The organism is Methylocystis sp. H62 (assembly GCF_015709515.1).
Taxonomy (GTDB): Bacteria; Pseudomonadota; Alphaproteobacteria; order Rhizobiales; family Beijerinckiaceae; genus Methylocystis.
The window spans coordinates 163,315-187,575 of sequence record NZ_JADNQZ010000056.1 but is presented as its reverse complement, the minus strand read 5'-3'; the positions used below and the strand labels follow the sequence as shown (position 1 = coordinate 187,575).

Sequence of the window (24,261 nt, the reverse complement as noted above, 5' to 3'; positions counted from 1 at the left end):
CAATGAACGGCCGTTACAAAATCGCGTCAACGCCGATGCAAAAACGCCTGGGAACAGCGCATTGCGTCAGGGTCGACGATCGCCAGTAGCGTGTCAATACTCCGAACTGATGACGCGCTTACAGCTTCGCCATGAAATTGGCGAAGGCGAGCGACCCTTCCGGCCACGGTCCGTGGCCGCTATCGACATTGATATGTCCGGCGGCGCCGGCGTCGATGAAGCGCGCGCCGATGTCCTGCGCGAGTTGGCGCGCAAAGAGCAGATCGGCGTAAGGGTCGTCGCTGCTGCCGACCAGCGCCGCGGGGAAGGGAAGCCGCGCGCGGGGGATTGGCAGAAAGGCGGAATCGACCGACGGCAATTCGCGGATCACCGCCTCCGAGGGCGGCGCGACGAGAAAGGCGCCGGCGATCTTGTCGCCGACGCGTTGCGCCGCATGCAGAGCCGCGATGACGCCGAGCGAATGCGCGACGATCACCGCAGGCCGCGCGCTCGCGAGAATCTCTTGCGCGATCGCCTCTTCCCATTCGGCGCGGATCGGCTTCTCGAAGTCGCGCTGAGTGACGCGTCGCGCTGTCGACAGTTTCGCCTGCCAGCGCGTCTGCCAATGTTCGGGGCCGGAATCGCTCCACCCCGGCACGATGAGAATGTCGGCGTCGGCTGCGCGCATCAGGCGGTTTCGCGCGCCACAAAGGCGCCGTTGAGCGCGTCCTCGATCAGCTTGCGCGTCTCGGCGACGCCATAGAGCGCGATGAAGGAGCCAAAGCGCGGGCCCTTCTTCTCGCCGAGCAGCACTTCGTACAGCATGTTGAAGAAATCGTTGGAGACGCCGGGGCGCTCGGGCGTCGCGCCCTTGGCGGCAAAATCCTGGTAGCGCGGCGCGGCGCGGCCGACGTCGTAAAGCGCCGACTGAATCTCTTCGGCGCTCGCGGCGTCCATGCCGCGCAGCGTCTCGTCGATCTTTTGCAGCACCTCGCGCTCGGTCTCGTCGGCGGCGCGATAGGTTTTCGCCGGCTTCACGAAATCGCGGAAATAAGCGACGGCGTAGCCGACGAGCTTGTCGAGCCGGGGATGATTTTCGGGCGACGCGGACCCCGCATAGCGGCGCAGAAAGCCCCAAAGCACGGCCGGATCTTCGGCGTTGGCGACGGCGGCGAGATTGAGCAGCATCGAGAAGGAGACGCTCACGCCCTTGGCGTCGCCCTCATGCGCCAGCGTCTCGGCCTGCGGCGGGTCTCCGGCGTGGATGTGCCAGACCGGATTGCCGAGTCGGTTCTTCCAGTCCTGGCGCGGATAGGCGTCGAGGAAATTCAGATAGTCGTCGACCGCGCGCGGGATCACGTCGAAATAGAGCCGCTTCGCCGCCGTGGGCTTTTGAAACATGAATTGCGCCAGGCTCTCGGGACTGGCGTAGGTCAGCCATTCCTCGATCGTCAGGCCATTGCCCTTCGACTTCGAAATCTTCTGGCCCTTCTCGTCGAGGAAGAGTTCGTAGTTGAAGCCTTCCGGCGCGCGCCCGCCAAGCGCCCGCACGATCGCCCCGGACAGTTTCACCGAATCGATGAGGTCCTTGCCCGCCATCTCGTAATCGACGTCGAGCGCATACCAGCGCATCGCCCAGTCGGGCTTCCATTGCAGCTTGCAATGGCCGCCGGTGACGGGCGTGGTGAAGGCCTCGCCCGTATCGGGATCGGTCCAGGAGATCGTCCCGGCTTGCGCGTCATAGCCTGTCAGCGCGACCTGCATGACGATGCCGGTCTTCGGATGGATCGGCAGGAAGGGCGAATAGGTCGCCGCGCGCTCCTCGCGAAAGCTCGGCAGCATGATCTTCATCACCGCGTCGTAGCGCGCGAGCATATGCTTCAGAGCGGCGTCGAAGCGGCCGCTCTTATAATATTCCGTCGACGACGCGAATTCATATTCGAAGCCGAAGGCGTCGAGAAAGGCGCGCAGCCGCGCATTATTATGCGCGCCGAAACTCGAATGCGTGCCGAAAGGGTCCGGCACCTGCGTCAAGGGCTTGCCGAGATTGGCGGCGACGAGTTCCTTATTCGGGATGTTGTCGGGGACCTTGCGCAGCCCGTCCAAGTCGTCGGAGAAGGCGAGGAGGCGCGTCGCGATCCTGCCCTCGGTCATGACTTCGAACGCGCGGCGCACCATGCTGGTGCGCGCGACCTCGCCGAAGGTGCCGATATGCGGCAGGCCGGAAGGTCCGTAGCCGGTCTCGAACAGCACGCTCTTCTGACCGCTCGCTTCCACGCGTTTGACGAGCTTTCGCGCCTCTTCGAACGGCCAGGCGGGCGAGACGCGCGCGGCTTCGACGAGTTCGGGCGACAATAGGAGCGATGCGGACATGGGGTGTGAACGGGCCAATCTGTAGCGGGAAGCGCGGCACAGTAGGGAGAGGGGCTCGGGGCGTCAACGCGGAAGCGCGCTGGGTAGTAAGTCAATTGAATTCCGCAAGCGCTCCGCCTTGCACGATGCGCTCGCATACGCCCGCACCGGCGACACCATATCGTCTGGGAGCTCGACCGCTTGGCGCGATCGATGAAGCAGCTCATTGAGACAATCGAGGGCTCGCGGTGCGCGGCATCGGGTTTCGGAGCCTGACCGAGGCGCTCGATACGACGACGTAAGGCGTCTTGGTATTTCACTTGTTCAGCGCTCTGGCGGAATTCGAGCGTACTCCCATTTGCGATCGCACCGGTGCGGGGCTTGGAGCTGCGGAGCGTATGGGACGCACAGGCGGCCGACCAGCAAATTTCTGGACAACGACCTTGAGGCCGCTAGAACGCTTCTCGCTATCCAGACATTACTGTTGCTGACGTTGCTGAACGCTTCGGAGTATCTCCCGCAAAGCTCTACCGCTACTTGCCCGGAGCGCGCACTGCGAATAGCATTTCTAAATGAGCCGGTGTCAAAAGGTATATCAGCGCGCGGACTTCTGAGACTCATTATGAGACGCAGAAACGAGGCCTCACACGCTGCGCCAAGGCCTCTCTTGCGAATAAATCCTAATAAAAACATATATTAAACGGAGAGGGATGATGTCTTCCGAGCCCAACGTCAACGAAATTGCCGGCATGGATGTCACCGAACTTGATCTTCTCCTCGGCGATGCAGCAATCAAGGAGGGCTTTGGTTCGAAATCAGCCTCGGATGCGGAGAAGGTGGCGCTTGGGCGCAGCCGTTTCCTCGCGTACTTGCCAGAACTTAGGAAGCAGTTGTGCGACAATGAAACGCTCAAAAAGTTGGTAGGAACTGAGCAAGAGGAGCGCAACGAGATTATCCTAGGGATTGCGGCTCTCCTCGCGCACATGACGCCTGTGCCGCTCATCCTTGCTGCTCGCGTTGTTCACTATGGCTACAGTCAACTATGCCCGAACATAGAAGGGCCAGCGCATGACAAAGGCGGCAAAGCTTAAGGATTTCCTTTCTGGCAGTTTCATTGAAACATCTGTTGAGAGGGTTCTCAGCGCTACAGGCGCGATCCTGCCAATAGTTTTTGAAACGTTTCAAAGCTCAGCTACCGGGAAGCGAGTCGACATCCGACTCGAGGAGCTTCCCGGGTTTGGGATGAACGTTTTTTCCGATGGTGACGGATGGTTGGTTCTGGTTCCAAAAGGGATGGCGCTCAGGCTGACCGCCTTACTTCGGCTTCTACTTCCTTACTACACCGATGCGGAAGCATCGCCGTATTACTTGAACTCTCCTTTGGACGAATTCAATGAAGAGATGTTTTGGACGCCCCCTTCAGTGGCGGCAATTTTTGAGGATTATGATAGCGTTGAGCAACTCAGAAGAGGCCTTGAGAGAACAGTATTCACCAGACCACTTGATCCAGCCAACTACTGGTGTGACATTGAAGGGATGGTCAATATTGCAATTCTCTATGTCCTCATGCACGAAATTGCTCATATTACTAATGGCCATTTCGCCTTACGTGAGGGGATCGAACGGAATTTCGCTCTCTCCGATTTCAACCTCAGCCAGGACGATGCTTGGCGGTGTTTGGAACTCGACGCGGACCAGAGCGGCACGTGGAATTTCGTTTTCCTGTTGGCCCTAGAGGCCGTTACACCGCCCTTTGATGATAAGGCATTTACACGCCTTGCTATGCGTGCCGGTTTCGCCGTTCCTGCTCTTCTCGGTTTATGGGATCATCGAAAGAAAACTGTCGGCGCTTTCAAAAAAGAACGTTACTTGCCTCCAACAATTAGACACAGAGTATTCGCCGAGGCCGCGTCTCTCGCTGTAGCAAAGCTCATGCCGGCCGATCACCAGCGGGTTTGGGATGCTCTCGAATTAGACGGATGGAAGCGGTGCGTGCTGGCGTTCCATGCCGTGACCTTTGATCTTGGGACACAAGATCAGCCCAAGGAAAAGCTCCTCTGGCCACTGGGGTCTCTGGTATACGGCGGCTTGGCTAGCAACGCCGTCCTTTCTGAGATTTATTCCGAAGAAATTGACAAACTCAAGCGATTCAGAGCATGGAGGAAAACCTTAATACTGTAGCTTTCATCTTAAGAGACGCTGATCAGAAGATCCGTTTATCTCTTTGAAAATGATCAAGACGTCAACAAACGCCGAAGCCTTTAGAATCATGCATTGGTGCGAGCAGAGGCTTGTTGCAAAAGTTGAGCGGCATTTCATCCAAGATTGCGCCCTTAGGAAGGACTGAGTCGGGTCGCAACCTTAAACTCAAACTGACCCGCCACCGCTGGCTGAGGTCGGCATGCCGACCGAGATGCGCGGCCGCCTGATCCGTTTCGAACGAGGAAAGCTCGCGGCTGTTGCGCGCCGTCAATAGACAAGCGCGGCGATGCCGCTAAGCTCGACGGCGCATGTGATTCACCGATCTGGCTGGCGGGAAGGCCGAAGAGAGATGTGGCGGCGGAGGAACTGGAGCGGGCCGGCCTCCCCGAAAAGGCGACGCGCGCGAGTGCGCAGCCTCATCGCGGCGGCCGGCGCCAGCCTCGCAGCCCTCGTCGCGACGATGGGCGCGCCAGCTCTCGCCGAAGACAGTCTCGTCTCGCTCGCCAAGCAGAAATCGCTGACCGATACGCCGGGCGGCCCCAAGGATGAGCTGCGCCGCCTCGGCGTCGACGTCAACGTCTGGGTCACCCAGTTCTTCCAGGGCATTCCCGCGGGCGCGATCGACCGGACGGCGCGCTACGGCGGCAAGATGGACATGTTCCTGCGCGTCGACGGCGAAAAGCTCGGCTTCTGGAAGGGGCTGAAATTCAACGCGCAATATGAGCATTACTTCGGCCGTAACGTGAACCGCCAGGATCTCGCGCTGCTGCCGGTCAACGTCGCCCAGGCGTTCATCGAGCGCGACGGCTATCACTCGGCGCTGTCGATGACGCTGACGCAGGAGCTCAGCGAAGAACTTTCGGTGACGGTCGGCAAGTTCAACATGCTGACGCTCGCCGCACAGACGCCGCTGGTCGGCGGCGGCGGCATCGACACTTTCATGAACCGCGCCTTCGCGCTGCCCTCGACCGGCATCGGCGTCAGCTCGCCGGAAAGCGTCGCCGACCGCCTGATTATCGCGCCGCCCTATCTGTTGGGCGGCGTCGCCGCGCTCAAGACGAAATATTTCGACCTCAGGGTCATGGTCGCCGATCCGCGCAACGCTCAGCAGGCGCGGGTCATCACGCGGCCGTTCGAGCGCGGCGTCGGCGCCGGTCTGATGGCCACCGTCCCCATCGAAATCGGCGGCCTCAAGGGATTCCATACGCTGCGCTTCGCCTACAGCAATGCGCGCGGTTTCGACCTCGACGACATCGGCGAAACCCGGGCGTCGATCGCCCGGCTCCGCGGCTTGACCAAAAAGGGCTTCTGGTTCGCCTCCTACGCCGTCCAGCAATATTTCGTGCAGAGCGCCACGGACCCCAAACTCGGCTGGGGCCTGTTCACGCTTGCGACATTGTCGGACGGCAATCCCAATCCGGTCAGATGGAGCATGCTCGTCGGTCTCGCCGGCTACAATCTGATGACGGGCCGCGAGGACGATCGCTGGGGCGTCGGCTATTACCATTACGGGCTGACCCAGCCGCTCCTCTCCGGACTGGCGGCGCGGCGGATCAATCGTCGCAGCGAAGGCGGCGTCGAGGCCTTCTATAATTTCGCCGTGACCCGATGGCTGCGGCTCTCGGGCGACGTCCAGATCATCGATCCGTGGAATCCGCTGCGGGCGCGGGCGAGCTATCTCGGCCTGCGTCTGCAGACGATATTCTAGAGCGCGCTGCGAAAAAGCGGAATCCGGTCGCGTCGAGCGCGCTTTAATCTATTGGAATCAATCACGCTATTTGAATTTTGGCGATTCCGCCAACGCAGCGTGATTCAGGGAAACGACGGCTCAAAAGAAAAAGGCGAAGACGTCCGTTTCCGAACGATCCTCGCCTCAGGCCAGCCCCTGGCCTAATCCGGGTGCGCGACTCTCGGCGTCAATTGGCGCAGGAGACGCTACGCATGTAACGGACGCGACCCCGCTCGTCAGCCTTCGGCGTGATGACGAGCGTGCAATCTTCATCCTCGGCGCCGTAAGCGCGCCCCACTCGGATTGCCGGTCCGTGCGCAAGCGGACGCATGCCGACGTCACTAAGGCTCACGGCGGCTTGGACGCCAGTGGCTGCGGACTGCATCTTCGGATCAGACGCTGAGGGCGCAGCTGCGACAGCAGCAACCGCGCAGATGGCGACTGTGAATCCGAGGACGATCCGGGACGTGCGGCTTGCGAAAGGGCTTTCGCGCGAAACGGGCATTAATAGGGCTCCCACAGGGTGGTCGGGAATTCTTCCCCAGATCGCTACTCGAACGATGCGAACCTGGACGCTTCCTCTTTTGCGGGGGAGAAACGCAGCGGCCCCGGTAATGGTTCCGCCGCAGTCAACTAAATTTTAAGATTTAGCCTTAATCGGCCCCTATCGCTCAAGGCGGGCGATGAGGCTCGACGTGTCCCAGCGCCGCCCGCCCATCTTCTCCACCTCGGCGTAGAATTGGTCGACGAGCGCCGCGACAGGCAGTCGGGCGCCGTTGCGCCTCGCCTCGCCAAGGCAGATCGCGAGGTCCTTGCGCATCCATTCGACGGCGAAGCCGAAGTCGAACTCACTCGCCGCCATTGTTTTCGTGCGATTTTCCATCTGCCACGATTGCGCCGCGCCGTTCTTTAGGAGATCGACGACGTTCTCGGGCTCGAGGCCCGCCGTCTTGGCGAAATGCAGCGCCTCCGCGAGACTCTGGATCAGGCCGGCGATGGCGATCTGGTTGACCATCTTGGTGAGCTGCCCGGCGCCGGGCGGCCCCATCAGCCGGCAGGCCCGCGCGTAGCAGGCGATCACGGGCTCCGCCTTGGCGAAGCTCGAGGGATCGCCGCCGCACATGACGGTCAGCGCGCCCTTTTGCGCCCCGGCCTGCCCGCCGGAGATCGGCGCATCGATGAAGCCAAACCCGCGCTCGGCCGCTGCGGCGTGGAGCTCCCGCGCGACCTCCGCCGAGGCTGTCGTATGGTCGACGAAGATTGCGCCCGCCGACATGCCGGCGAAGGCGCCGCCGTCGCCGATCGTGACCGCGCGCAGATCGTCGTCATTGCCGACGCAGGAAAAGACGAATTCGGCGCCATTCGCCGTTTCGGCCGGCGTCGAGAATCCTTCGGCGCCGGGGAGCTCGGCCACGAACTGCTCGGCCTTGGCGGCGGTGCGGTTGTAGACCCGCACCTTATGGCCGGCGCGATGAAGATGGCCGGCCATGGGATAACCCATGACCCCAAGGCCAATGAAAGCGACGGACATGGGCTCCATCACTCAGCCCCCCGTCATGCTCATATGACGCGAGACGGCGGGCGCCGGCGCGGTTCGGTCGATAATGAAATCATGGCCCTTGGGCTTGCGCAGGATCGCGGCCTCGATCGCCTGATGCAGCAGCGCGTCGTCGGCGCTTTCGCGCAGCGGCGCGCGAAGGTCGGCCGCGTCTTCCTGGCCGAGGCACATATACAGCGTCCCGGTGCAGGTGACGCGGACGCGATTGCAGCTCTCGCAGAAATTATGGGTGAGCGGCGTGATGAAGCCGATGCGCCCGCCGGTTTCGCGCGACCGCATGTAACGCGCCGGTCCGCCGGTGCGATAGTCGATCTCATCGAGGGTAAAGGATTCGCTCAGCCGATCGCGCACCTCCTGCATCGGCAGATATTGGTCGGCGCGTTCCGGCCCGTCGAGTTCGCCGAGCGGCATCACTTCGATGAAGGTCATGTCCATCCCGTTTTCGTGGGCGAAGCGCACGAGCGAGACGAATTCGTCTTCGTTCACGCCTTTCAGCGCCACCGCGTTGAGCTTCACCTTGAGGCCGGCGGCGCGGGCGGCGGCGATTCCCGCCAGAACCTGCGCATGCGCGCCGGTGCGGGTCAGCGCCTTGAAACGATCGGGGTCGAGCGTATCGAGCGAGACATTGACCCGCCGCACGCCGCAATCGGCGAGTTCGGCGGCGAAACGGGCAAGCTGCGAACCATTGGTGGTGAGCGTCAGCTCCTCCAGCGCGCCCGAGACAAGGTGGCGCGACAGCGCGCGAAACAGCTTCATCACGTCGTGGCGCACCAGCGGCTCGCCGCCGGTGATGCGCAGCCTCTTGGCGCCGCGCGCGACAAAGGCCGAGCACAGCCTGTCGAGCTCCTCGAGCGTCAGCAGATCGCGTCGCGGCAGGAATTGCATATGTTCCGACATGCAGTAGACGCAGCGGAAATCGCATCGATCGGTGACGGAGACGCGCAGATAGGAGATCGTCCGCCCGAAGGGGTCGACGAGCGGCGCCGGCGCGGCGACCGCGGGCGTCGCAATTGCAGGCCCTCTGGCGTGGGCGTTCATCCTTACCTCGAACCGGCGGAAATTCGGCGTCCTCCATATATTGCCGGAACGCGGTCGCGTGAAGCCCACCCGTCGGGTCGCCGAGGGGCGGGACCAGGAGCAAGGAGAGGTTTGCCGCGGAATGCGGCCTCTTATCGGGCGGCGCCCCAGCCGAAATCCTTATCAAGCAGAGCATAGAGCTCTTCATTGTAGGGCCGGAAGAACTCGGCCAAATTTTCCCGAGCGCCGTCGTCGAGCTCGCCGGAAGGCCCGGGATTGCGCTCCTCGATCACCAGCGGCTCGACCTCAGGCAGGCCAAGGAAGGCGAAAATCCGCTTCGCGGTCGATTGGGGGTCTTCGAAAAACTTTGCCGCATCGACGACGAAAACGCGGTCTCTGCCGAATTGCTCGAAGAGCAGACGCATGAAGGGGGCGTAGATGCTATGGCGCAAATAGCCGGCGTGCGCGCCCGAGAACGCATGCGGCTCCATCCCGCCAGCACGTATCGCTTCTTTTTCCACTCTCATGAAGGTTTCAAAATCTGGAAAACCCTTCCAGTGCGGATCCTTCGCCCTTCGGCTTTGGAAGCGCTTCTGATCCCACCGCCAATGCGAAAACGTGCGCTCAACCGGATCGCGCAGAACGCAGATGATGCGCAGATTCGGAAACATCGACTTCGCCAGAAATATCCAACGGGGATTGGGCATCACCGGCGTGCAATAGCCAGTGACGGCGCCGCCGTTGCGCCGCTCCGCCGCCCTTTGCGCCGCGAGCGTCGGAAAATACGCCATCAGCTCGCGCATCGTATCCGTGAAGGAAATTTCCTTCGACAGGGGCAGGACGACATGCGGATGCTGAAGAATATAGGAGGAGAGAAAAGACGTGCCGGAGCGCACCGCGCCGATCGATGCGAAGGACGGCTCCATGCGTTGGCTGGAGCCGAGGGTCCGCGCCCACACCCGCCATTTTGGCGGATTGAAAAAATAGTAGGAGCGGAATTGACGCTTCGCCCGAAGGGGTAGGGATTCCAAAATCCCGCTGGCGCGCGATAGCCGGTTGAAGTCCTGGTAGGGCGTCTGGATCGTTTCGAGTCGTTTCGGATCGACCGCCAGGAGGGGCTCCAACCGGGACGGCGCGTGGAGTTCCGGCGAAAGGATGGACATTCGACCACTCTCCTTTGCGATGACGTTTCTTGGAGCAGGATGAGGCGGTTGCGCCTAGCTTGCGTCGACGAGCGTAGCCTTGAGACTGTCGCTGGATTGGCGCGTATCGAAACCGCGCACGCGCGCAAAACTCGCATCGAGCGTCGCGAGAGCGTCGGAGCTTCGGCCTCGCGAACGCCAGCAGATGAACCCGTCGGGCCGCACGAGCAGCGCGCCTTCAGGCGAAACGCCGAGACGCGGCAGAAACAACCCTTCGGGATCGTCGACGTCAAATCCCAAGCGGCAGACGCTAAGCGGCGTTCCCGAACGGAGGCCGACACGCTGCGCCGCCTCGATCCAGTCGCCGCCGTTCGGTCCGGCGAAGAGCATGAAGTCGCGTCCGATCAGATCGTGAGAGGAGATCGTCTCCTCGCCCCGCCGCAGCCAGACATGCGCGAGGCGCGTACCCGGCGCGCCGCTTGGACGAAGAGGATCTTCGACCGGCGCGCCGTCGTCGGCCTCATCGGCGACGATCACGTCCGAGCGATACCGATAGCCGATCGCGGTTTCGACAAGGCCGTATTCATCTTCCCGGATGCGCAAGTCCTGACGATCGGGGAGCATGCGTTCGACGTAATTGGCGAGGGCTCGCCCGATCGCGATCCGGGCCACCGGCCTGCGCTCGACGCTATAGCTGTCGAGTAGTGAAGTCGCGGCCTGGCCCTTGACGACAAGCGCCAGTTTCCACGCCAGGTCGGCCGAGTCCTGTATCGCGGTCTGTCCGCCCAAGCCGCCGACCGGCGGCACGATATGCGCGCAGTCGCCGGCAAGAAACACGCGGCCGAAGGACATGCGATCGGCGAGAAGAGCGGCCATTTGCCAGGGACGAACGTCGAGAATTTTCACCGCAAGGTCGCGGACGCCGAGAAATCGGCGAACGAAGTCTTTGCATCGCTCTTCATCGAAATCTGACTCCCCTTCGCGGGAGGAATCATAATCAACATTGATCAGGGCGTGGTTGGGCTCGTCGCAGGTGACGAAGGCGCCGCTGAACGCCGCGTTGCGCAAGTAGTAGAGCATGAATCCATCGGTTGGCAGGATCGCGCTGAGATCAGCCTCGAACAGCACCGCCATCGCATCCGCGATAAATCCCGGCCCATCCATCTTCACCCCGCCGGCGTGGCGGATCGTTCCGCCGGCGCCGTCGGCGGCGATCATGTAGTCGGCGACAACCGTCGTCTCTTGTCCCGACGCTTCGTCGCGCAAGATCGCTTCCACGCCGTCGTCCCGCTGCGAGAAGCGCGCCAGCGCCGTCGAAAATCGAACGTCGGCGCCTTTCTCGCGGGCGAAGCGCAGCAACACGGGTTCGACTCGATCCTGGCCCGCGGTGCATACTTTGCTGGGCGAGATGCGCGTCGCGTCGAGCGAATTCTTGGTGATAAGCGTTTCGATCGGCGGACTCGTCACGGTCTCGGCGATGACGAGCGTTGATTCATTGGCGCCGGCGCGGCTTGACGCAAACAGCGCATCCTCCAAGCCTTCGACGACGCGCAAAAGCTCCATGGTGCGCCTGTTGACGCCATGCGCTTTCGGCAGGCGCGACGTCGACGCGCGCCGCTCCACGAGGATGCAGGGAACGCCACGCCATGCAAGCAGAGTGGCCGCCGACAGACCGGCATAGCCGGCGCCGACGATGAGAACAGGAACGCGCTCCACGCTCATTGGACATGTCCTTTGCAAGGCAGTGAGACGCCAACCTGCGCTTCGGACGCCGATCGAAGGCTGCGCCAGATCAGGAAAACGCCGACGACTTCAGACCAGATCAAGGATTGATAGGCGATCTCAGGACGGTTCGCCGAGAGACCAAGCAAAATAAACAGAGGCGAGACGACCCATTGCGCAAGCGCGTCAGCAAAGGTGACTTTGGCGAAGGCGCGTCGCGCCAGCGCCAGGCCGCGGACGACGCCGCCGACGAATCGGATCGGCAGCGAGAGCGCCAAAGCGGCGACGAAGACGGACCACCAATCGCCATGCTGGCGGTAAAACGTCGCGCCGATCCAGTCGCGACCGAACATGAGCAGAATCGCGGCCGTCAGCGCGAGCGGCGCGCCGACCCGGATCATCGGCGCGAGCGTCGTCATCCACTCTTCGTGAGATCTCGACGGCAGGCGAATGGCGAGAAAGCGCGTCAGCGTGATCAGCGGACCAAGAATGAACAGCATGAAGGTTTGACCGGCGGCATATGAGTCGAGACGCTGGCCGTCGCCGCTCTGCCAAGGCAGAGAAAAAAGCGTCAGCGAAAAGAGCATCGCCGCTTGCGGCGACAGAACCCGCAGCGCTTCCCAGAACGTTCCGCTCATAAAGGAACGCGCAAATGCGGCTTCGGGAATGCGCAATCTGCGCGCGCCATGCGGCGCCAGCCGACTCCACAGCCAAATTGACGAGCCCGCCGTGACGATAAAGCCCGCGAAAAAGCAGCCGGCGAACCCGAACTCGAGTACATTCATGAACAGGACGTTAGCGCCCACTCTCACGGGAATCTCCGCAAGTCTCCATACGAACACCGAGCTTCCGCGTCCGAGCGCATGCAGCAGAAAGCCCTGAGTGTTCGCAAGAACTCGGAAAGGCGCGCCCGCGACGAACCAAAAGATCGGCGCGCCGACAAAGGGCGCCGCGGCGGCGTCGCCCATCAGCGCGCTGAGCAAGACCGGATAGGCGAAATAGCCGAAGATCGCCGTCGTTGCTCCAAGCGCGACTGCCAGCGCGCAGGTCTTTTCGATCGCCTCGGCCGCCTCTCCCTTCCTTTGCGCATGGCCGAGGGCGATGGCGGCGACGGCGGCGGAAGCGATGGTGACCGCAACATCGAGCACGGTTATGCGCATGAGAATCGCATAGGCGCCCGACGCGCGCCCATCCAGTCTCGCGACCATGGCGAAATTGATCTGGATGATAAAGGCGGCCGCCGAAGCGCTGGCGAACAGATGCCAGTATCCGCGCCACAGCGACGCGCCGTTCATCGTGTGACGCCTTGCCACCCCGGAAATATGTCGAGTTCAAAACTCGGCAGCGTGAAGTAGCCGAAAACCTCTGGAGGCGACGGCAGCGGCTCCTCGGGCTCGATCAGCTCGATTTCCCGTCCTAAACGGACGTCGTGGCATTTCCAACCGACGACAATATCCGTGGTGTCGGCGCATCCGATCCCGATCCCGCAATCTCTGCCCCGATCGAGGATCGCCCAGCGCGCGGCGCAAGCGCCCATGAGCGACTTCAAATATTTTTGGTCCGCGAGCACCTGTTCCTTGAACGGCGACTGGCGCAGCCAGACATAGACCCACAAATAATAGAACCAATCGAAGGCGAGCTTCTTTTCTCCCGCCCAGTTCATGAAAGGGCGAAAGATCGACATGCCGTCAGGACCGGAGAGCTCCAGCAGTTCTGGGCAAACATCGAACAGCGTGTGCCAATAGACGCGCAGGCTTGTGTCGATCCGCACAAAAGCCCTATTGCCTGCGGGATATTTGGCGAAAAGCTCCGGCGACATGAGCGCCGGATAAAGGTCGCGATCAGTTCGACTAGGCAGAGACAACAAGATCATGACGCCTTTCTTGCGGTTCACCGAACAGGTTTCGCAGTAGCTTCAAATCGGCGACGACGTCGTCATATTCGATCCGGTCGTCGCGCTCATAGGTCATCGTCGCGCCAGGCTTGTCGAAGACCGATCGATATTTTTCAAGGAAGGCGAGCGTGTCCGGGGCCAGCGCCTCGGCGTGGGTGTCGAGTGAGATGAAGGGCTCGGTCAAAGACGGCCTATAGCCCGCGACATGGAAATGTTGGGCCGCGGCGATGACCTTGCGCCAGGCTTCGAACGGAGTGCCGCAATTGCGATTGGCGCAAACGGCGTTGGACGCGTCGAACAGCACGCCCGCGCCGGTTTCCTTCATCAGCCGCTCGAAAAAGGCTGGCGCTTCCAGTCCGCCGTCCATGATCGACGGGTAATTTTCAAAATGAACGCGCCGCCCAACAAGGTCCTGCCACTCCAGAACCCTGTCACGCACGAGTTCATATTCCGTGGAATAATCGATTTCGCCCAGGTGAAAAAACGCGCGCCCTTCGTGAGAAAAATGTAAAATATGGTCCGAGACGTAAATCGGGTTCAGCGCATCGATATAGTCGCGAAGCCGTGCGGCGAAATCGACGAGCGTCGGCCGATCGACTTCGAGAAACTTGGAATACATGACGTGTAAGCCGATGGGGCAATCGAACGCCCGGGCCATTTCGTCCGGATCGACGCAGAAGAAATTGTCGATAAGAAATTCGCAATAATCGATGTGCCCTTCGGCGATTAGCCGCTGGACCATCTCATAAGTTGAGCCGAGCGTGAAATTGAAGCCTAGCCGCATCGAATGTCGCCTTCGTCCTGTCGCCGAACCTCGACCGCGCCGCCGGCCCGGGGGGCCAACGGCGCAAGCCGATCGTGCTTAGCCGTTGGTGGCGGAGCAGGTCGCGCCGCAGTCGGCGCCGGCGCGGCTGAGAACATTGAGAGTGATGCGCTTGGCGATACGGATGGTCATGACGGCTTCCCTCTTTGGGTTCGTCTGGAATGTCCAGACGGGTTCCGCAGAACGCGGAACCCGAATGGTATGACGAGCGAGGCCGCAAAAATCGGACAGCTTGGGGCGAGAATTTTTTCGAGCCGTCGAGATTTTGATGTTTGGCGCATGTCGAAGTCGCGGCGCGGCAGCTTCGACCAAGGCGTCGCTTGACGCGGCCTGCGGCTTAACGCTCTGCGACTCAATCGGGACGCTCGAAGGCGAGATCTCGAAGGCGCGACCGAAATGCTCGAGCGCGCGACCGAGGTTGCGATTGATCGCTTTTTAAGGAAACGCTGAGTTCCTGCGCGATCTCCGAATGGCTGAAACCCAGAATTCGGCTCATCAGGAATATCTGACGACAGCATCGCGGCAGCCGCGCCAGGGCTGCTTGAACGTCCCGCGCCAGGCCGAACGCGTCGAGGGCCGTTGTGATTTGCGTGTCTCGAGCGGGCGATTGGAACCATGCGCCGTCTTCGGCCAGCGCTCTGGCATGCGTTCTTTGCCTGCGAAGATTGTCGATCGCGAGCGTGCACGTCATCTTCGACACATAGCCGCGCGCATTCGAAATCAGTTGGCCACGGTCGCTTTCCAGCATTTTGAGATAGGCTTCCTGGACCAGGTCTTCGGCGTCTCCCGAGCCGATCACGCGGCGCGCCCGCGTTATCAGATCGCGATGATGGCTTCTAAACAGTCGGTCGATCGTTTCATGGGACTTCTGCATCAGCGCCTCCCCGCTTGTCTCCAAGCGCGCCGATTATCCAAAACGCATCAACCCCAAGCGCCCTCAAAGGCCTTCAGGGATGCGTGGTTTCAATCCGCGGACGTCATTGCTTCCGAACGCGCGGATGTACGGCCGTGTCTTTAGACGGGGGAGGCGCGCGCCGGCGGAGTCGCCGACCGCGTTCGGGAAACGGGAAGGATTGGAAAAGCGAGAACGCTGGGTCGCGCCGTTGGAAAGGACAGGCGCGCAACCTGATCATAGAGGCATAAGATCTGCGGCTGAGCGTTGCAGCACGCGATACAATCCGAGCAAGAGCCGTCGTGTTCGCCCGGCGCGTGAGGCGCGGCGGGAACAGCATCGCTTTTGCAGACGATGGCCCGGAACGACAAAGAATGAGATTGAGCACGCGCGGCGACAGTCGAAACGCCAGCGACTTGCAGCAAGATCGCAACGAAAAGAATGAGCCGAACGAGCATGGATTGCCGCCAACCATTGCCTACGCGGCGCGGATCATAGGCGCGAAACTCGCGCGCGGCAATATGGAAACTCCTTATATGACGCGCGCATGGCGGAACGATCAGGGTCCGACAAGGCGATGACGCGTTGACAAACAGCAGCCGTCGGCGAGCCCGCTGCGCGGTCTCAAATCGCCACAGGATCTTCATGCGGACGAAAGACTCTATGCCGGAGACTCTGCGCCGGCGGTCGCGCCGCCATTTGGAGGGATGTCGGAGCGCTCGGCTTCTTCGTGCGCGTCAATTTAAAGACAAAGCGAAATTGCAAAGACCAAGTGTGGCTACAGCGCAACAGTTCTAAATATTGCAAAAGTTGGGCAATAACTGTCGTTGACAAGTTAATCCTTGTGCACTCAAAATTCCTTATGCGGCAAGACAAGAAACAAATGCGGCGATTCATGCGTCCGATTGTGGCGGCCGCCGTCGCTTGTCTGCTGTTTCAACAAGCTTTGGGTCTTGTTTTTTCTCACGGCCGCTACGGCGGCGATTTCGGCGCGTTCCTAAGCTCTCCCGTAGCGATGGCGAACGAGCTTTGCGCCGACCAAGCCAATGGCGATGGCAAGGCCCCGCATGTTCAGCACATGCACTGCATGGCTTGCTTCCTAAGCGACCGAAACGACGACCTCGGAGCAAAGGTTCTCCTGTCCGCCGTCATTCTCGTGCTGGCGCCGGTGTCTGAGACTTCTCCTCTTTGGCCGGAAGAGCGCGATATCGCGCCCCCGACCACCCAGTGGCCTCGAAATAGGCTTTCTCGCGCACCCCCGTCGCTTCTCTCCTAAGAGAGCGCGTTAACGGCCGGCTGCCGGGTCCTCGACCCCTCATCGCCATTCCATCGCGTCTTTAATGCGCCGCGCGTGTTTTCACACGGCCGCCGCCGACACGCGTCGCGAACGCGTGCAGCCAAGAAACGTCTCAAAAATCGTACCGACAGGAGAGGAACCATGGGCGCATTCACTCGATTTACGGCCGTCGTCGCCGGTCTCGCGGCCTTTGGCGGCGCGCAGGCCGCCAAGGTCGATGGCGGCGAGAGGCAGCAGGTCGCGATACGTTTTGCGCTGGCGGCGGGCGATCAGCCGGTCGAATGCGGCCGCGACATCGCCGGGCTCGGAACCGGCGGACAGCCGGCGCAGCTCCGCGACGCCAGGTTCTACATCGCCGCGCCGGCGCTGATCGACGCCGCCGGCCATGAAATTCCTATCGAGCTGGAACAGAACGACTGGCAATACGCCAATCTCGCTTTGCTCGATTTCGAAAACAAGACCGGCAAATGCATCGGCAGCGCCGACGTCAACGTGACGATCAAGGGATCGGCGCCGCGCGGCCGCTACAAAGGGTTCAGCTTCGTCATTGGCGTTCCCAGCGTCGTCCAGGATAAGGACGGCAAGGACGTCATTCTCAACCATTCGAATTTCGCCACCGCGCCCGCGCCGCTCGATCTTCAGTCGATGACGTGGAATTGGCAGGCTGGCCGCAAATTCATAAAGATCGAAGTCGATCCCGAGGGCGGCGTGACCCGTCCGCCGCCCAAGCCGAAAAGCCCGGCGGACGCAGCGAATAGCGCCGGCGCGCAAGGCGACAAGTCCGGCGACAAGTCCGACGGCGGCGCGCCGGCGATGGCCGACGCGCCCAAGGCGGCGCCGCTGCGCGTCAATGAGGACGGCACGATCACGGTCTCAACCTGGATGCTGCATCTCGGTTCGACCGGCTGCCGCGGCGATGCGACGAAAGGCGAAATCACCTCCTGCGCCAATCCAAATCGCGTTCCCGTGAAACTCGCGTCCTTCGACCCCGCGCGGCAGCGCGTCGTGCTCGATTTGAAGTCGCTCTTCGCCGGCATCGATCTTGGCAAAGACCAAGGGTTCTCCACCGGCTGCATGAGCGGTCCGGCCGATCCCGAATGCACGCCGATGTTCGAAAATCTCGGGCTTCGGCTCAAGGAAACTGCGCCCGACGCCAATGACGCCGGCCAGTCCTCCGGCGCGTCGACGAAGATTTTCCGCGCGGAGGCCACGAAATGAAGCGCGACGCTCTCATCCTCCTCTTCGCCGCAACTCTGATCGCGGGCGGCGCGCAAGGCGACACGGTCCCGAGCGCGGAAGCGTGGCGCTGGACCTTGCCCGAGTTCATGCCGCCGCCACGGGTTCCAGCTGACAACGCAATGTCGGAGGCGCGTTTTCAGCTCGGACGCAAACTCTTCTACGACCCGCGTCTGTCCGGAAACGGCAAGGAGAGCTGCGCCTCGTGCCACGAGCAACGCTTGGCGTTCACCGATGGCCGCCCGGTCGCCGTCGGCGCCACGGGCCAGCATACGCCGCGCAATTCGCCGAGCATCGCCAACGCCGCCTGGCGCGCCACGCTCACCTGGGCGAATCCGGCGATGGTGACTCTCGAAAGGCAGATGGAAGGCCCGCTGTTTGGCGAAGAGCCGATCGAGATGGGCGTCAATGACAAGAACCGCAAAGAGATCCTCGCGCGTTTCGACAGTGACGCAGAATATCGCCGCGACTTCGCGGCCGCCTTTCCCGGCGAGGCGGATCCAATCAGCTTCGGCAACGTCATCAAGGCGATCTCCGCCTTCGAGCGCGGCGTCGTCTCGGCGTCCTCGAAATATGATCTCTATCTTGAAGGCAAGGCGACGCTCTCTCCTGAAGAGACGCGCGGCAAGGATCTCTTCTTCGGCGAGAAGGCGGAATGCCATCACTGCCATGGCAGCGTGAATTTCGACGATCAGTTCTATCACGCCAAAACGCGCGAGATCGAGACGCCGTTTCACAACACCGGCCTCTACGATCTCGATGGCAAAGGCGCCTATCCGGAACCCAATCGCGGCGTTTTCGAGAACACGCATAATCCCGCCGAGATGGGCGCGTTTCGCGCGCCGAGCCTGCGCAATATCGCTGTGACCGCGCCGTATATGCACGACGGCAGCGCCGCGACGCTCAACGACGTGATCGACATTTACGCGGCCGGCGGACGCAATGTCACGAGCGGCCCTCTCAAGGGCGACGGTCGATACAACGCAAACAAAAGCGCGCTGATCGTGCCCATCGATCTGTCGCCTCAGGAAAAGAGCGATCTGATCGCCTTTCTGAAAACGCTGACCGACGACTCCCTGCTGACATCTCCCCGCTTCGCCGACCCGTGGAAACCGGCGTCGACAGCGAGCGGATCAACGCGTGCGCCTGCTCAATGAGTTTCACTCCTTCATAGAAAGAGAAAGACAATGAACTCCCGGTCGAAGTTGATGCAAGGCGTGGCGCTTGGCGCTCTCGCCCTCTTGTCCTCCGCATCCGTTACGCATGCGCAGCAGAACCTGCCGACGATCGATGTCGGCGGTCGGCTCCGCACGGGTGCGGGCGTTCGCGCCGCGCCGCACGGGCCGACGGTCGGAACGCCGGTGGAGGCTCCGGCCGTGAGAGAGTCGACGGCTGGCGAAGGGGGATATGCGCCGGGCTTTAGCGCCGCCCGCTTGAAGCTGCCCATCTACCGGGATCCGCCAGGCCAGACAATGACGATCATCAACACCAAATTCCTGTCGCCGACGCCGCTGGTCGATGTCCGACAGGTGCTGAACTACAGCCCCGGCGTCTCCGTACAGGCGGGTGGCTTTGGTCCGCGCGATCTGCAGATTTCGATTCGCGGATCCGGCAACCGCGCCGGCTCCGGCTATCCGTTCAACACCCGCAACATCATGCTGTGGGAAGACGGCTTTCCGATCCTAACGGCCGACGGCCTCGGCCACACCAACGTGCTTGATCCGCACTCATTCGCCGCCGTCGACGTCTATCGCGGACCCTCATCGGCTCTCTTCGGCAATTACGCCTATGGCGGCGCGATCAATTTTCGCACCTTTTCGGGCGCCGAAATCGACGGCGTGCACACGGGTTCGGAATTTGGCAGCTTCGGCTATTTCAACAATTACGTTCGAGTCGGCAAGGCGGTGAAGGATAGCGTGCTTGGCGCCTTCGATCTGGCGTTTTTCGCCTCCGACGCCAATGGCAGCGGCTATCAAGCGCGCGGCGCGTACTCGGGCAAACAAGCCAAGATTCTCGGCAGATGGGATGTGACCCCTACCGATCGAGTCATCGTGAAATATATCGCCAACGATTTTAGAGCGGAGTATGTCAATCGAACGAATTTAGGAGTGTTCTACCTCAATCCTTTTCAACAGGGTTGCGCCATCCCCACCTCTTTAAACCTCGCCTTGTGCAATAATCTTCAACAGCCGGCCAATGGCGTCGCCGCGCCGCTCGCTCGTCAAAGCGTCTGGCAGCTTGGCTCCCACGTGAACGAACTCAGACAGATCGCTGGCGCTCAGTTCGAGCATGATTTCAATAGCGACACGACGTGGCGGTCGCAATTCACATACGACTATCTCGATTACATCAGTGGCGTTTGGAATCCGCCGGGCCCACAAGGCGGCCCTGTGGGCCTCAAAGGTCCGACGGTGGGCATCACCGCGCAGACCGACATCACCAGTCACGCGCCGATCTTTGGATTCCCCGCGACGCATTTTCTCCAGTTCTTCTATAACAACGCCAAAATCACCAATCCGCTCTATACCCAGCTTCCCAATGTTTGGTATAGCGGCGCATCCGGCGCGCTGGTCGGCAAGATCGACTCCTACACGTCAAACATCAGTTTGCGTGCGCGCGAAGAGATTGCGCTTGCGCCTGGTCTGACCGGCGTCGTGGGCTTCAGCGCCAACTGGAACCGAGTCTGGGGCGTCAATACCGGCTATAATTACAACGCCGCCACTCTCCGGCCCACGCTGTCTACTCAGCTCGCCGTCGACAATGACTATTGGAACACGGCGCCGGAAGCCTCGCTCACCTATCGCTACAACCCAGAATGGCAAGTGAGGGCGCGTTATGCGGCGGGCTACGGCACGCCGGCGTTCATCTTCCTCACCAGGACGAAAAGCGGGATTGGACAAAATCCGTTGAAGGCCCAGACCAACATGGGCGTCGATCTCGGGATCGACTGGACGCCAAGCCCCAATCTCATTGTCAGCGTGACCGGTTTCAACGAATGGCACCGAAATGAGATTTTGACGCTGACCAACTTTGTTAACCCCTATCAGCAGAACATTCCCGCCTCTCTCCACCGCGGCGTCGAACTCAACGCCGATTGGCGGCCCTTTGAGGGATGGCGGCTGATCACGGCCTATACCTTCAACAATTTCTTCGTCACCAATTTTTGGGACGATCTCGGGTCGGTCTCCGGCGTTCCTGCGTTCGCCGGCGTTCCTGTTCTTTATAATCGCTCGGGCAATAGACTTCCCAATGTGCCGCCGCATACGGTGACGATACGCTACGGATATGATCAGCCGCACGGCGATCTGGCCGGTCTCGGCGCCTATGTCGAATATATTTACAAGAGCGACTATACGATCGACAACGCCAATTACACGACCGTACCAGGCTACAGCGTGGTCAATCTCAACGCGCACTATAATCACGACGTCGCAAACTTCTATTTCAAGAACATCGAGCTCTATTTCGACGTCCAGAACGTCTTCAATCGGACCTATGTCAACGGCGCGCAGGTGGTCACCAACACGCTCCTCCCGGGCACGACGATACAGACGCCGTTCGTCTGGCCGACCGGCGGCCTGGTGATGGCGCAGGGCGCGGGCATCCTCGCCGGCCAGCCGCTTGGTTTCGCCGGCGGCGTCAAACTCAAATTCTGACGCGATCGGGCGCCGCCTCCGGTTTTCATGCCGACCGTCGGGCATGTTTTTTCGGGCGACACGAGGCAAGGCGGCGCTCTCAATAAAATTCTACCTCAGCCAGGAAAGCAAAGAAGATGCGCTCTCGATCGAAATCGATGCACGGCGTGGCGCTCGGCGCTCTCGCCGTCTTGTCCGCCGCCTCCGTCGCGCGTGCGCAGCAGGCGCTTCCGACGATCGATATCGGCGGCCGGCTCCGCTCGGGCGCCGGCGTTCGCGCCGCGCCGAACGGGCCCACGGCCGGAGCGCCGACGGCGGAGGCTCCGGCGGTGAGAGAGTCGACGGCGGGCGAAGCGGGATATGCGCCCGGCTTCAATCCGGTCCGCGCGAAGTTGCCGATCTACCGCGATCCGCCTGGCGAGACGGTAACGATCATCGACACCAAATTCTTATCGCCAACGCCGCTGGTCGATGTCCGAGGAGTGCTGAATTACAGCCCCGGCGTCTCCATACAGCAGGGCAATAGCGCGCGTGACCTGATGATCTCGATTCGCGGATCCGGCAATCAGCTCGGCGTCGGGTTCCCCTACGGCGTCCGCAACATCATGCTGTGGGAAGACGGCTTTCCGATCATGACGGCCGACGGCAATGGCCGCACCGACCTGCTCGATCCGCACTCTTATGCCGCCGTCGATGTCTATCGCGGACCTTCGTCCGCTCTTTTCGGCAATTATGCCTATGGGGGCGCGATCAATTTCCGCACCTTCACCGGCGCCGAAATTGATGGCGTCAACACAGGTTCGGAATTCGGCAGCTTCGGCTACGTCAACAATTATATTCGCGTCGGCAAGGCGGTGAAGGACAGCGTGCTCGGCGGCTTCGATCTGGCGTTTTTCGCCTCCGACGCCAATGGCGGCGGCTTTGCGGGCCGGGGCGCCTACTCAGGCAAGCAAGCCAAGGTTATCGGCAGATGGGATGTGACCCCTACCGATCGCGTCATCGTGAAATATATCGCCAACGACCTGAGAGCGGAGTATCTCAACCGAGAAAATTTTACGGTGTTCTACCTCAATCCTTTTCAAAAAAATTACGGGTGCTCCACCGCGGTTCCGCTGAATCTCAACTTGTGCAACAATCTGAACGTGCCGGCGAATGGCGTGACCGGCGCGCTCACTCGCCAAAGCGTCTGGCAACTCGGCTCGCACGCGAACACGCTCAGACAGATCGGCGGCGTTCAGTTCGAGCATGATTTTGACAATAGCACCACGTGGCGATCGCAATTCACTTACGACTATCTCGATAACATCAACGGAACTTGGCCGCCGCCGGGCCGACAGGGCGGCGCGGTGGCCATCACGGGTCCGACGGTGGGCATCACCGCGCAGACCGACATTACCAGTCACGTTCCGCTGTTTGGTTTTCCGGCCACGCATTTTCTCCAGTTTTTCTATAACAACGCCAAAACCACCAACCCGCTCTATAACCAGATTGCGAACGCATGGTACAGCGGCGTAAGGGGCGCGCCAGTGGGCAAAATCGATAGCTACACGTCAAACATCAGTTTGCGTGCGCGCGAAGAGATTGCGCTCGCGCCGGGCCTGACCGGCGTCGTGGGCTTCAGCGCCAACTGGAACCGGGTCTGGGGAGTCTTCACCGCCAACAATTACGCCAACAATTTTCAGCCGACCCTTTCGCAGCTGGTCGCCGTTGACAATGACTATTGGAACACGGCGCCGGAAGCGTCGCTCACCTATCGCTACAGCCCCGAATGGCAGGTGCGGGCGCGTTATGCGACCGGCTACAGCACGCCGACATTCGTGTTCCTCACCAGCACGCGAAACGGCGTTGGACAAAATCCGCTGAAGGCCCAGACCAACATGGGCGTCGATGTCGGGATCGACTGGACGCCGCGCTCGGATCTCACGGTCAGCGTGACCGGCTTCAACGAATGGCATCGCAACGAGATTTTGCGGTTGAGCAATGGAACCATCAACTATTTTTTAAACACGCCCGCCTCTCTCCACCGCGGCGTCGAACTCAACGCCGATTGGCGACCCTTCGAGGGATGGCGGATGATCGCCGCCTATACGTTCAACAATCAGTTTTTCACCAATTTTTGGGAAGATCTCGGATCGGTCGGGGGGCGAGCGGTCTTGTATAATCGCGCCAGCAACAGAATCCCCAATGTGCCGCCGCATACGCTGACGATGCGCTTGGGATATGATCAGCCGCACGGCGATCTCGCTGGTCTCGGTGCCTATGTCGAATATATTTTCAAGAGCGACTATACGATCGACAACGCCAATTTCACCACCGTCCCGAGCTACAGCCTCGTCAATTTGAACGCTCACTACAGACACGACCTGACAAACTTCTATATCAAGAATATCGAACTCTATTTCGACGTCCAGAACGTTTTCAATCGAACCTATGCCGCCGGCGCAACCGTGCTTGCCAACTCTCTCCTTACCGGCGCGATACAAACGCCGCTGGTCTGGCCGACGGGCGGACTGGCGACGGCGCAGGGCGCGGGTCTACTCGCCGGCCAGCCGCTTGGTTTCACCGGAGGCGTCAAACTCAGGTTCTGACGCGGCGTGGCGTCGCCTCGTTCATTCGGGGCGACGCTGCACGGCCATCTGTGTTGGCAAAGCTACACAGCGGCTCAGCTGCGGCATCCTCTTCAGTCTCATTTTCGAAGTGGTGCGCCCGAAGCGATCAGGAGTTCTTTCAACCGTACGTTTTGCCGAAGCGAGATAGCTTCGATGCGCGATTTTGGCGAAGGA

General features: G+C 61.1%; 20 protein-coding genes and 1 pseudogene. 9 read left to right on the top strand and 12 right to left on the bottom strand.

The genetic code is table 11. From position 1 onward, the window contains the following. Nucleotides 1-118: 118 nt before the first annotated feature. Nucleotides 119-667, bottom strand: coding sequence for an alpha/beta hydrolase (locus IYY11_RS14990; RefSeq protein WP_196404562.1), 549 nt, complete (start codon nucleotides 665-667; stop codon nucleotides 119-121). After that, on the bottom strand, nucleotides 667-2,352 hold the full coding sequence (locus tag IYY11_RS14985) for a lysine--tRNA ligase (protein WP_196404561.1): 1,686 nt from the start codon (nucleotides 2,350-2,352) through the stop codon (nucleotides 667-669). Before IYY11_RS14985 ends, IYY11_RS14990 begins: the two co-directional genes overlap by 1 nt. Nucleotides 2,353-2,431: 79 nt before the next feature. On the opposite strand from IYY11_RS14985, the pseudogene IYY11_RS23480 reads away from it, so the two are divergent. From IYY11_RS23480 to IYY11_RS14970, 4 genes and pseudogenes are all read left to right on the top strand, one after another. Then, nucleotides 2,432-2,907, top strand: a pseudogene (locus tag IYY11_RS23480) (recombinase family protein). A gap of 134 nt (nucleotides 2,908-3,041) precedes the next feature. After that, nucleotides 3,042-3,422 (top strand): hypothetical protein, encoded by a 381-nt coding sequence (locus IYY11_RS14980; protein WP_196404560.1) that lies wholly within the window; start codon nucleotides 3,042-3,044, stop codon nucleotides 3,420-3,422. Then, the gene (locus IYY11_RS14975; RefSeq protein ID WP_196404559.1) at nucleotides 3,400-4,512 is read left to right on the top strand and encodes a hypothetical protein; all 1,113 of its coding nucleotides are present in this window, start codon (nucleotides 3,400-3,402) and stop codon (nucleotides 4,510-4,512) included. Before IYY11_RS14980 ends, IYY11_RS14975 begins: the two co-directional genes overlap by 23 nt. Before the next feature lie 427 nt (nucleotides 4,513-4,939). Continuing rightward, nucleotides 4,940-6,241: a carbohydrate porin gene (locus IYY11_RS14970; RefSeq protein ID WP_312029733.1), complete on the top strand. Its 1,302-nt coding sequence runs from the start codon at nucleotides 4,940-4,942 to the stop codon at nucleotides 6,239-6,241. Nucleotides 6,242-6,449: 208 nt separating this feature from the next. On the opposite strand, the gene IYY11_RS23070 is transcribed toward IYY11_RS14970, so the two are convergent. The 10 genes from IYY11_RS23070 to IYY11_RS23060 all read right to left on the bottom strand — a co-directional run bounded on the left by IYY11_RS23070 (nucleotide 6,450) and on the right by IYY11_RS23060 (nucleotide 15,292). After that, nucleotides 6,450-6,647 (bottom strand): hypothetical protein, encoded by a 198-nt coding sequence (locus IYY11_RS23070; protein WP_246720003.1) that lies wholly within the window; start codon nucleotides 6,645-6,647, stop codon nucleotides 6,450-6,452. Between the two features lie 279 nt (nucleotides 6,648-6,926). Beyond that, complete coding sequence (locus IYY11_RS14960) at nucleotides 6,927-7,802, bottom strand: NAD(P)-dependent oxidoreductase (protein WP_196404644.1); 876 nt, start codon at nucleotides 7,800-7,802, stop codon at nucleotides 6,927-6,929. Nucleotides 7,803-7,805: 3 nt separating this feature from the next. Next, on the bottom strand, nucleotides 7,806-8,858 hold the full coding sequence (gene moaA, locus IYY11_RS14955; protein WP_196404557.1) for a GTP 3',8-cyclase MoaA: 1,053 nt from the start codon (nucleotides 8,856-8,858) through the stop codon (nucleotides 7,806-7,808). A gap of 131 nt (nucleotides 8,859-8,989) precedes the next feature. Beyond that, nucleotides 8,990-10,000 (bottom strand): sulfotransferase, encoded by a 1,011-nt coding sequence (locus tag IYY11_RS14950; RefSeq protein ID WP_196404556.1) that lies wholly within the window; start codon nucleotides 9,998-10,000, stop codon nucleotides 8,990-8,992. Nucleotides 10,001-10,054: 54 nt separating this feature from the next. Next, complete coding sequence (mbnF, locus tag IYY11_RS14945) at nucleotides 10,055-11,701, bottom strand: methanobactin biosynthesis FAD monooxygenase MbnF (protein WP_196404555.1); 1,647 nt, start codon at nucleotides 11,699-11,701, stop codon at nucleotides 10,055-10,057. Then, nucleotides 11,698-12,996, bottom strand: coding sequence for a multi antimicrobial extrusion protein MatE (gene mbnM, locus IYY11_RS14940; RefSeq protein WP_196404554.1), 1,299 nt, complete (start codon nucleotides 12,994-12,996; stop codon nucleotides 11,698-11,700). Before mbnM ends, mbnF begins: the two co-directional genes overlap by 4 nt. Beyond that, nucleotides 12,993-13,574, bottom strand: a complete 582-nt coding sequence (mbnC, locus tag IYY11_RS14935; RefSeq protein WP_196404553.1) for a methanobactin biosynthesis protein MbnC — start codon at nucleotides 13,572-13,574, stop codon at nucleotides 12,993-12,995. Before mbnC ends, mbnM begins: the two co-directional genes overlap by 4 nt. Then, nucleotides 13,552-14,379, bottom strand: coding sequence for a methanobactin biosynthesis protein MbnB (gene mbnB, locus IYY11_RS14930; RefSeq protein WP_196404552.1), 828 nt, complete (start codon nucleotides 14,377-14,379; stop codon nucleotides 13,552-13,554). The genes mbnC and mbnB overlap by 23 nt, the downstream gene beginning before the upstream one ends. 78 nt (nucleotides 14,380-14,457) lie before the next feature. Continuing rightward, nucleotides 14,458-14,550 (bottom strand): methanobactin, encoded by a 93-nt coding sequence (mbnA, locus tag IYY11_RS23065; RefSeq protein WP_246720001.1) that lies wholly within the window; start codon nucleotides 14,548-14,550, stop codon nucleotides 14,458-14,460. Between the two features lie 220 nt (nucleotides 14,551-14,770). Further along, complete coding sequence (locus IYY11_RS23060; RefSeq protein WP_246719999.1) at nucleotides 14,771-15,292, bottom strand: RNA polymerase sigma factor; 522 nt, start codon at nucleotides 15,290-15,292, stop codon at nucleotides 14,771-14,773. Nucleotides 15,293-16,172: 880 nt separating this feature from the next. Here IYY11_RS23060 and IYY11_RS14920 point away from each other — a divergent pair. The 5 genes from IYY11_RS14920 to IYY11_RS14900 all read left to right on the top strand — a co-directional run bounded on the left by IYY11_RS14920 (nucleotide 16,173) and on the right by IYY11_RS14900 (nucleotide 24,066). After that, nucleotides 16,173-16,586: a DUF2946 family protein gene (locus tag IYY11_RS14920; RefSeq protein WP_210331372.1), complete on the top strand. Its 414-nt coding sequence runs from the start codon at nucleotides 16,173-16,175 to the stop codon at nucleotides 16,584-16,586. 162 nt (nucleotides 16,587-16,748) lie between these two features. Further along, entirely contained in the window at nucleotides 16,749-17,825 is a 1,077-nt protein-coding gene (locus IYY11_RS14915; protein WP_196404551.1) for an MbnP family copper-binding protein, read from the top strand. Further along, the gene (locus IYY11_RS14910; RefSeq protein WP_196404550.1) at nucleotides 17,822-19,000 is read left to right on the top strand and encodes a methanobactin export MATE transporter MbnM; all 1,179 of its coding nucleotides are present in this window, start codon (nucleotides 17,822-17,824) and stop codon (nucleotides 18,998-19,000) included. The genes IYY11_RS14915 and IYY11_RS14910 overlap by 4 nt, the downstream gene beginning before the upstream one ends. Before the next feature lie 30 nt (nucleotides 19,001-19,030). Continuing rightward, nucleotides 19,031-21,499: a TonB-dependent receptor domain-containing protein gene (locus tag IYY11_RS14905; RefSeq protein WP_246719998.1), complete on the top strand. Its 2,469-nt coding sequence runs from the start codon at nucleotides 19,031-19,033 to the stop codon at nucleotides 21,497-21,499. A gap of 116 nt (nucleotides 21,500-21,615) precedes the next feature. Beyond that, entirely contained in the window at nucleotides 21,616-24,066 is a 2,451-nt protein-coding gene (locus IYY11_RS14900; RefSeq protein ID WP_196404549.1) for a TonB-dependent receptor domain-containing protein, read from the top strand. Nucleotides 24,067-24,261: the final 195 nt, after the last annotated feature.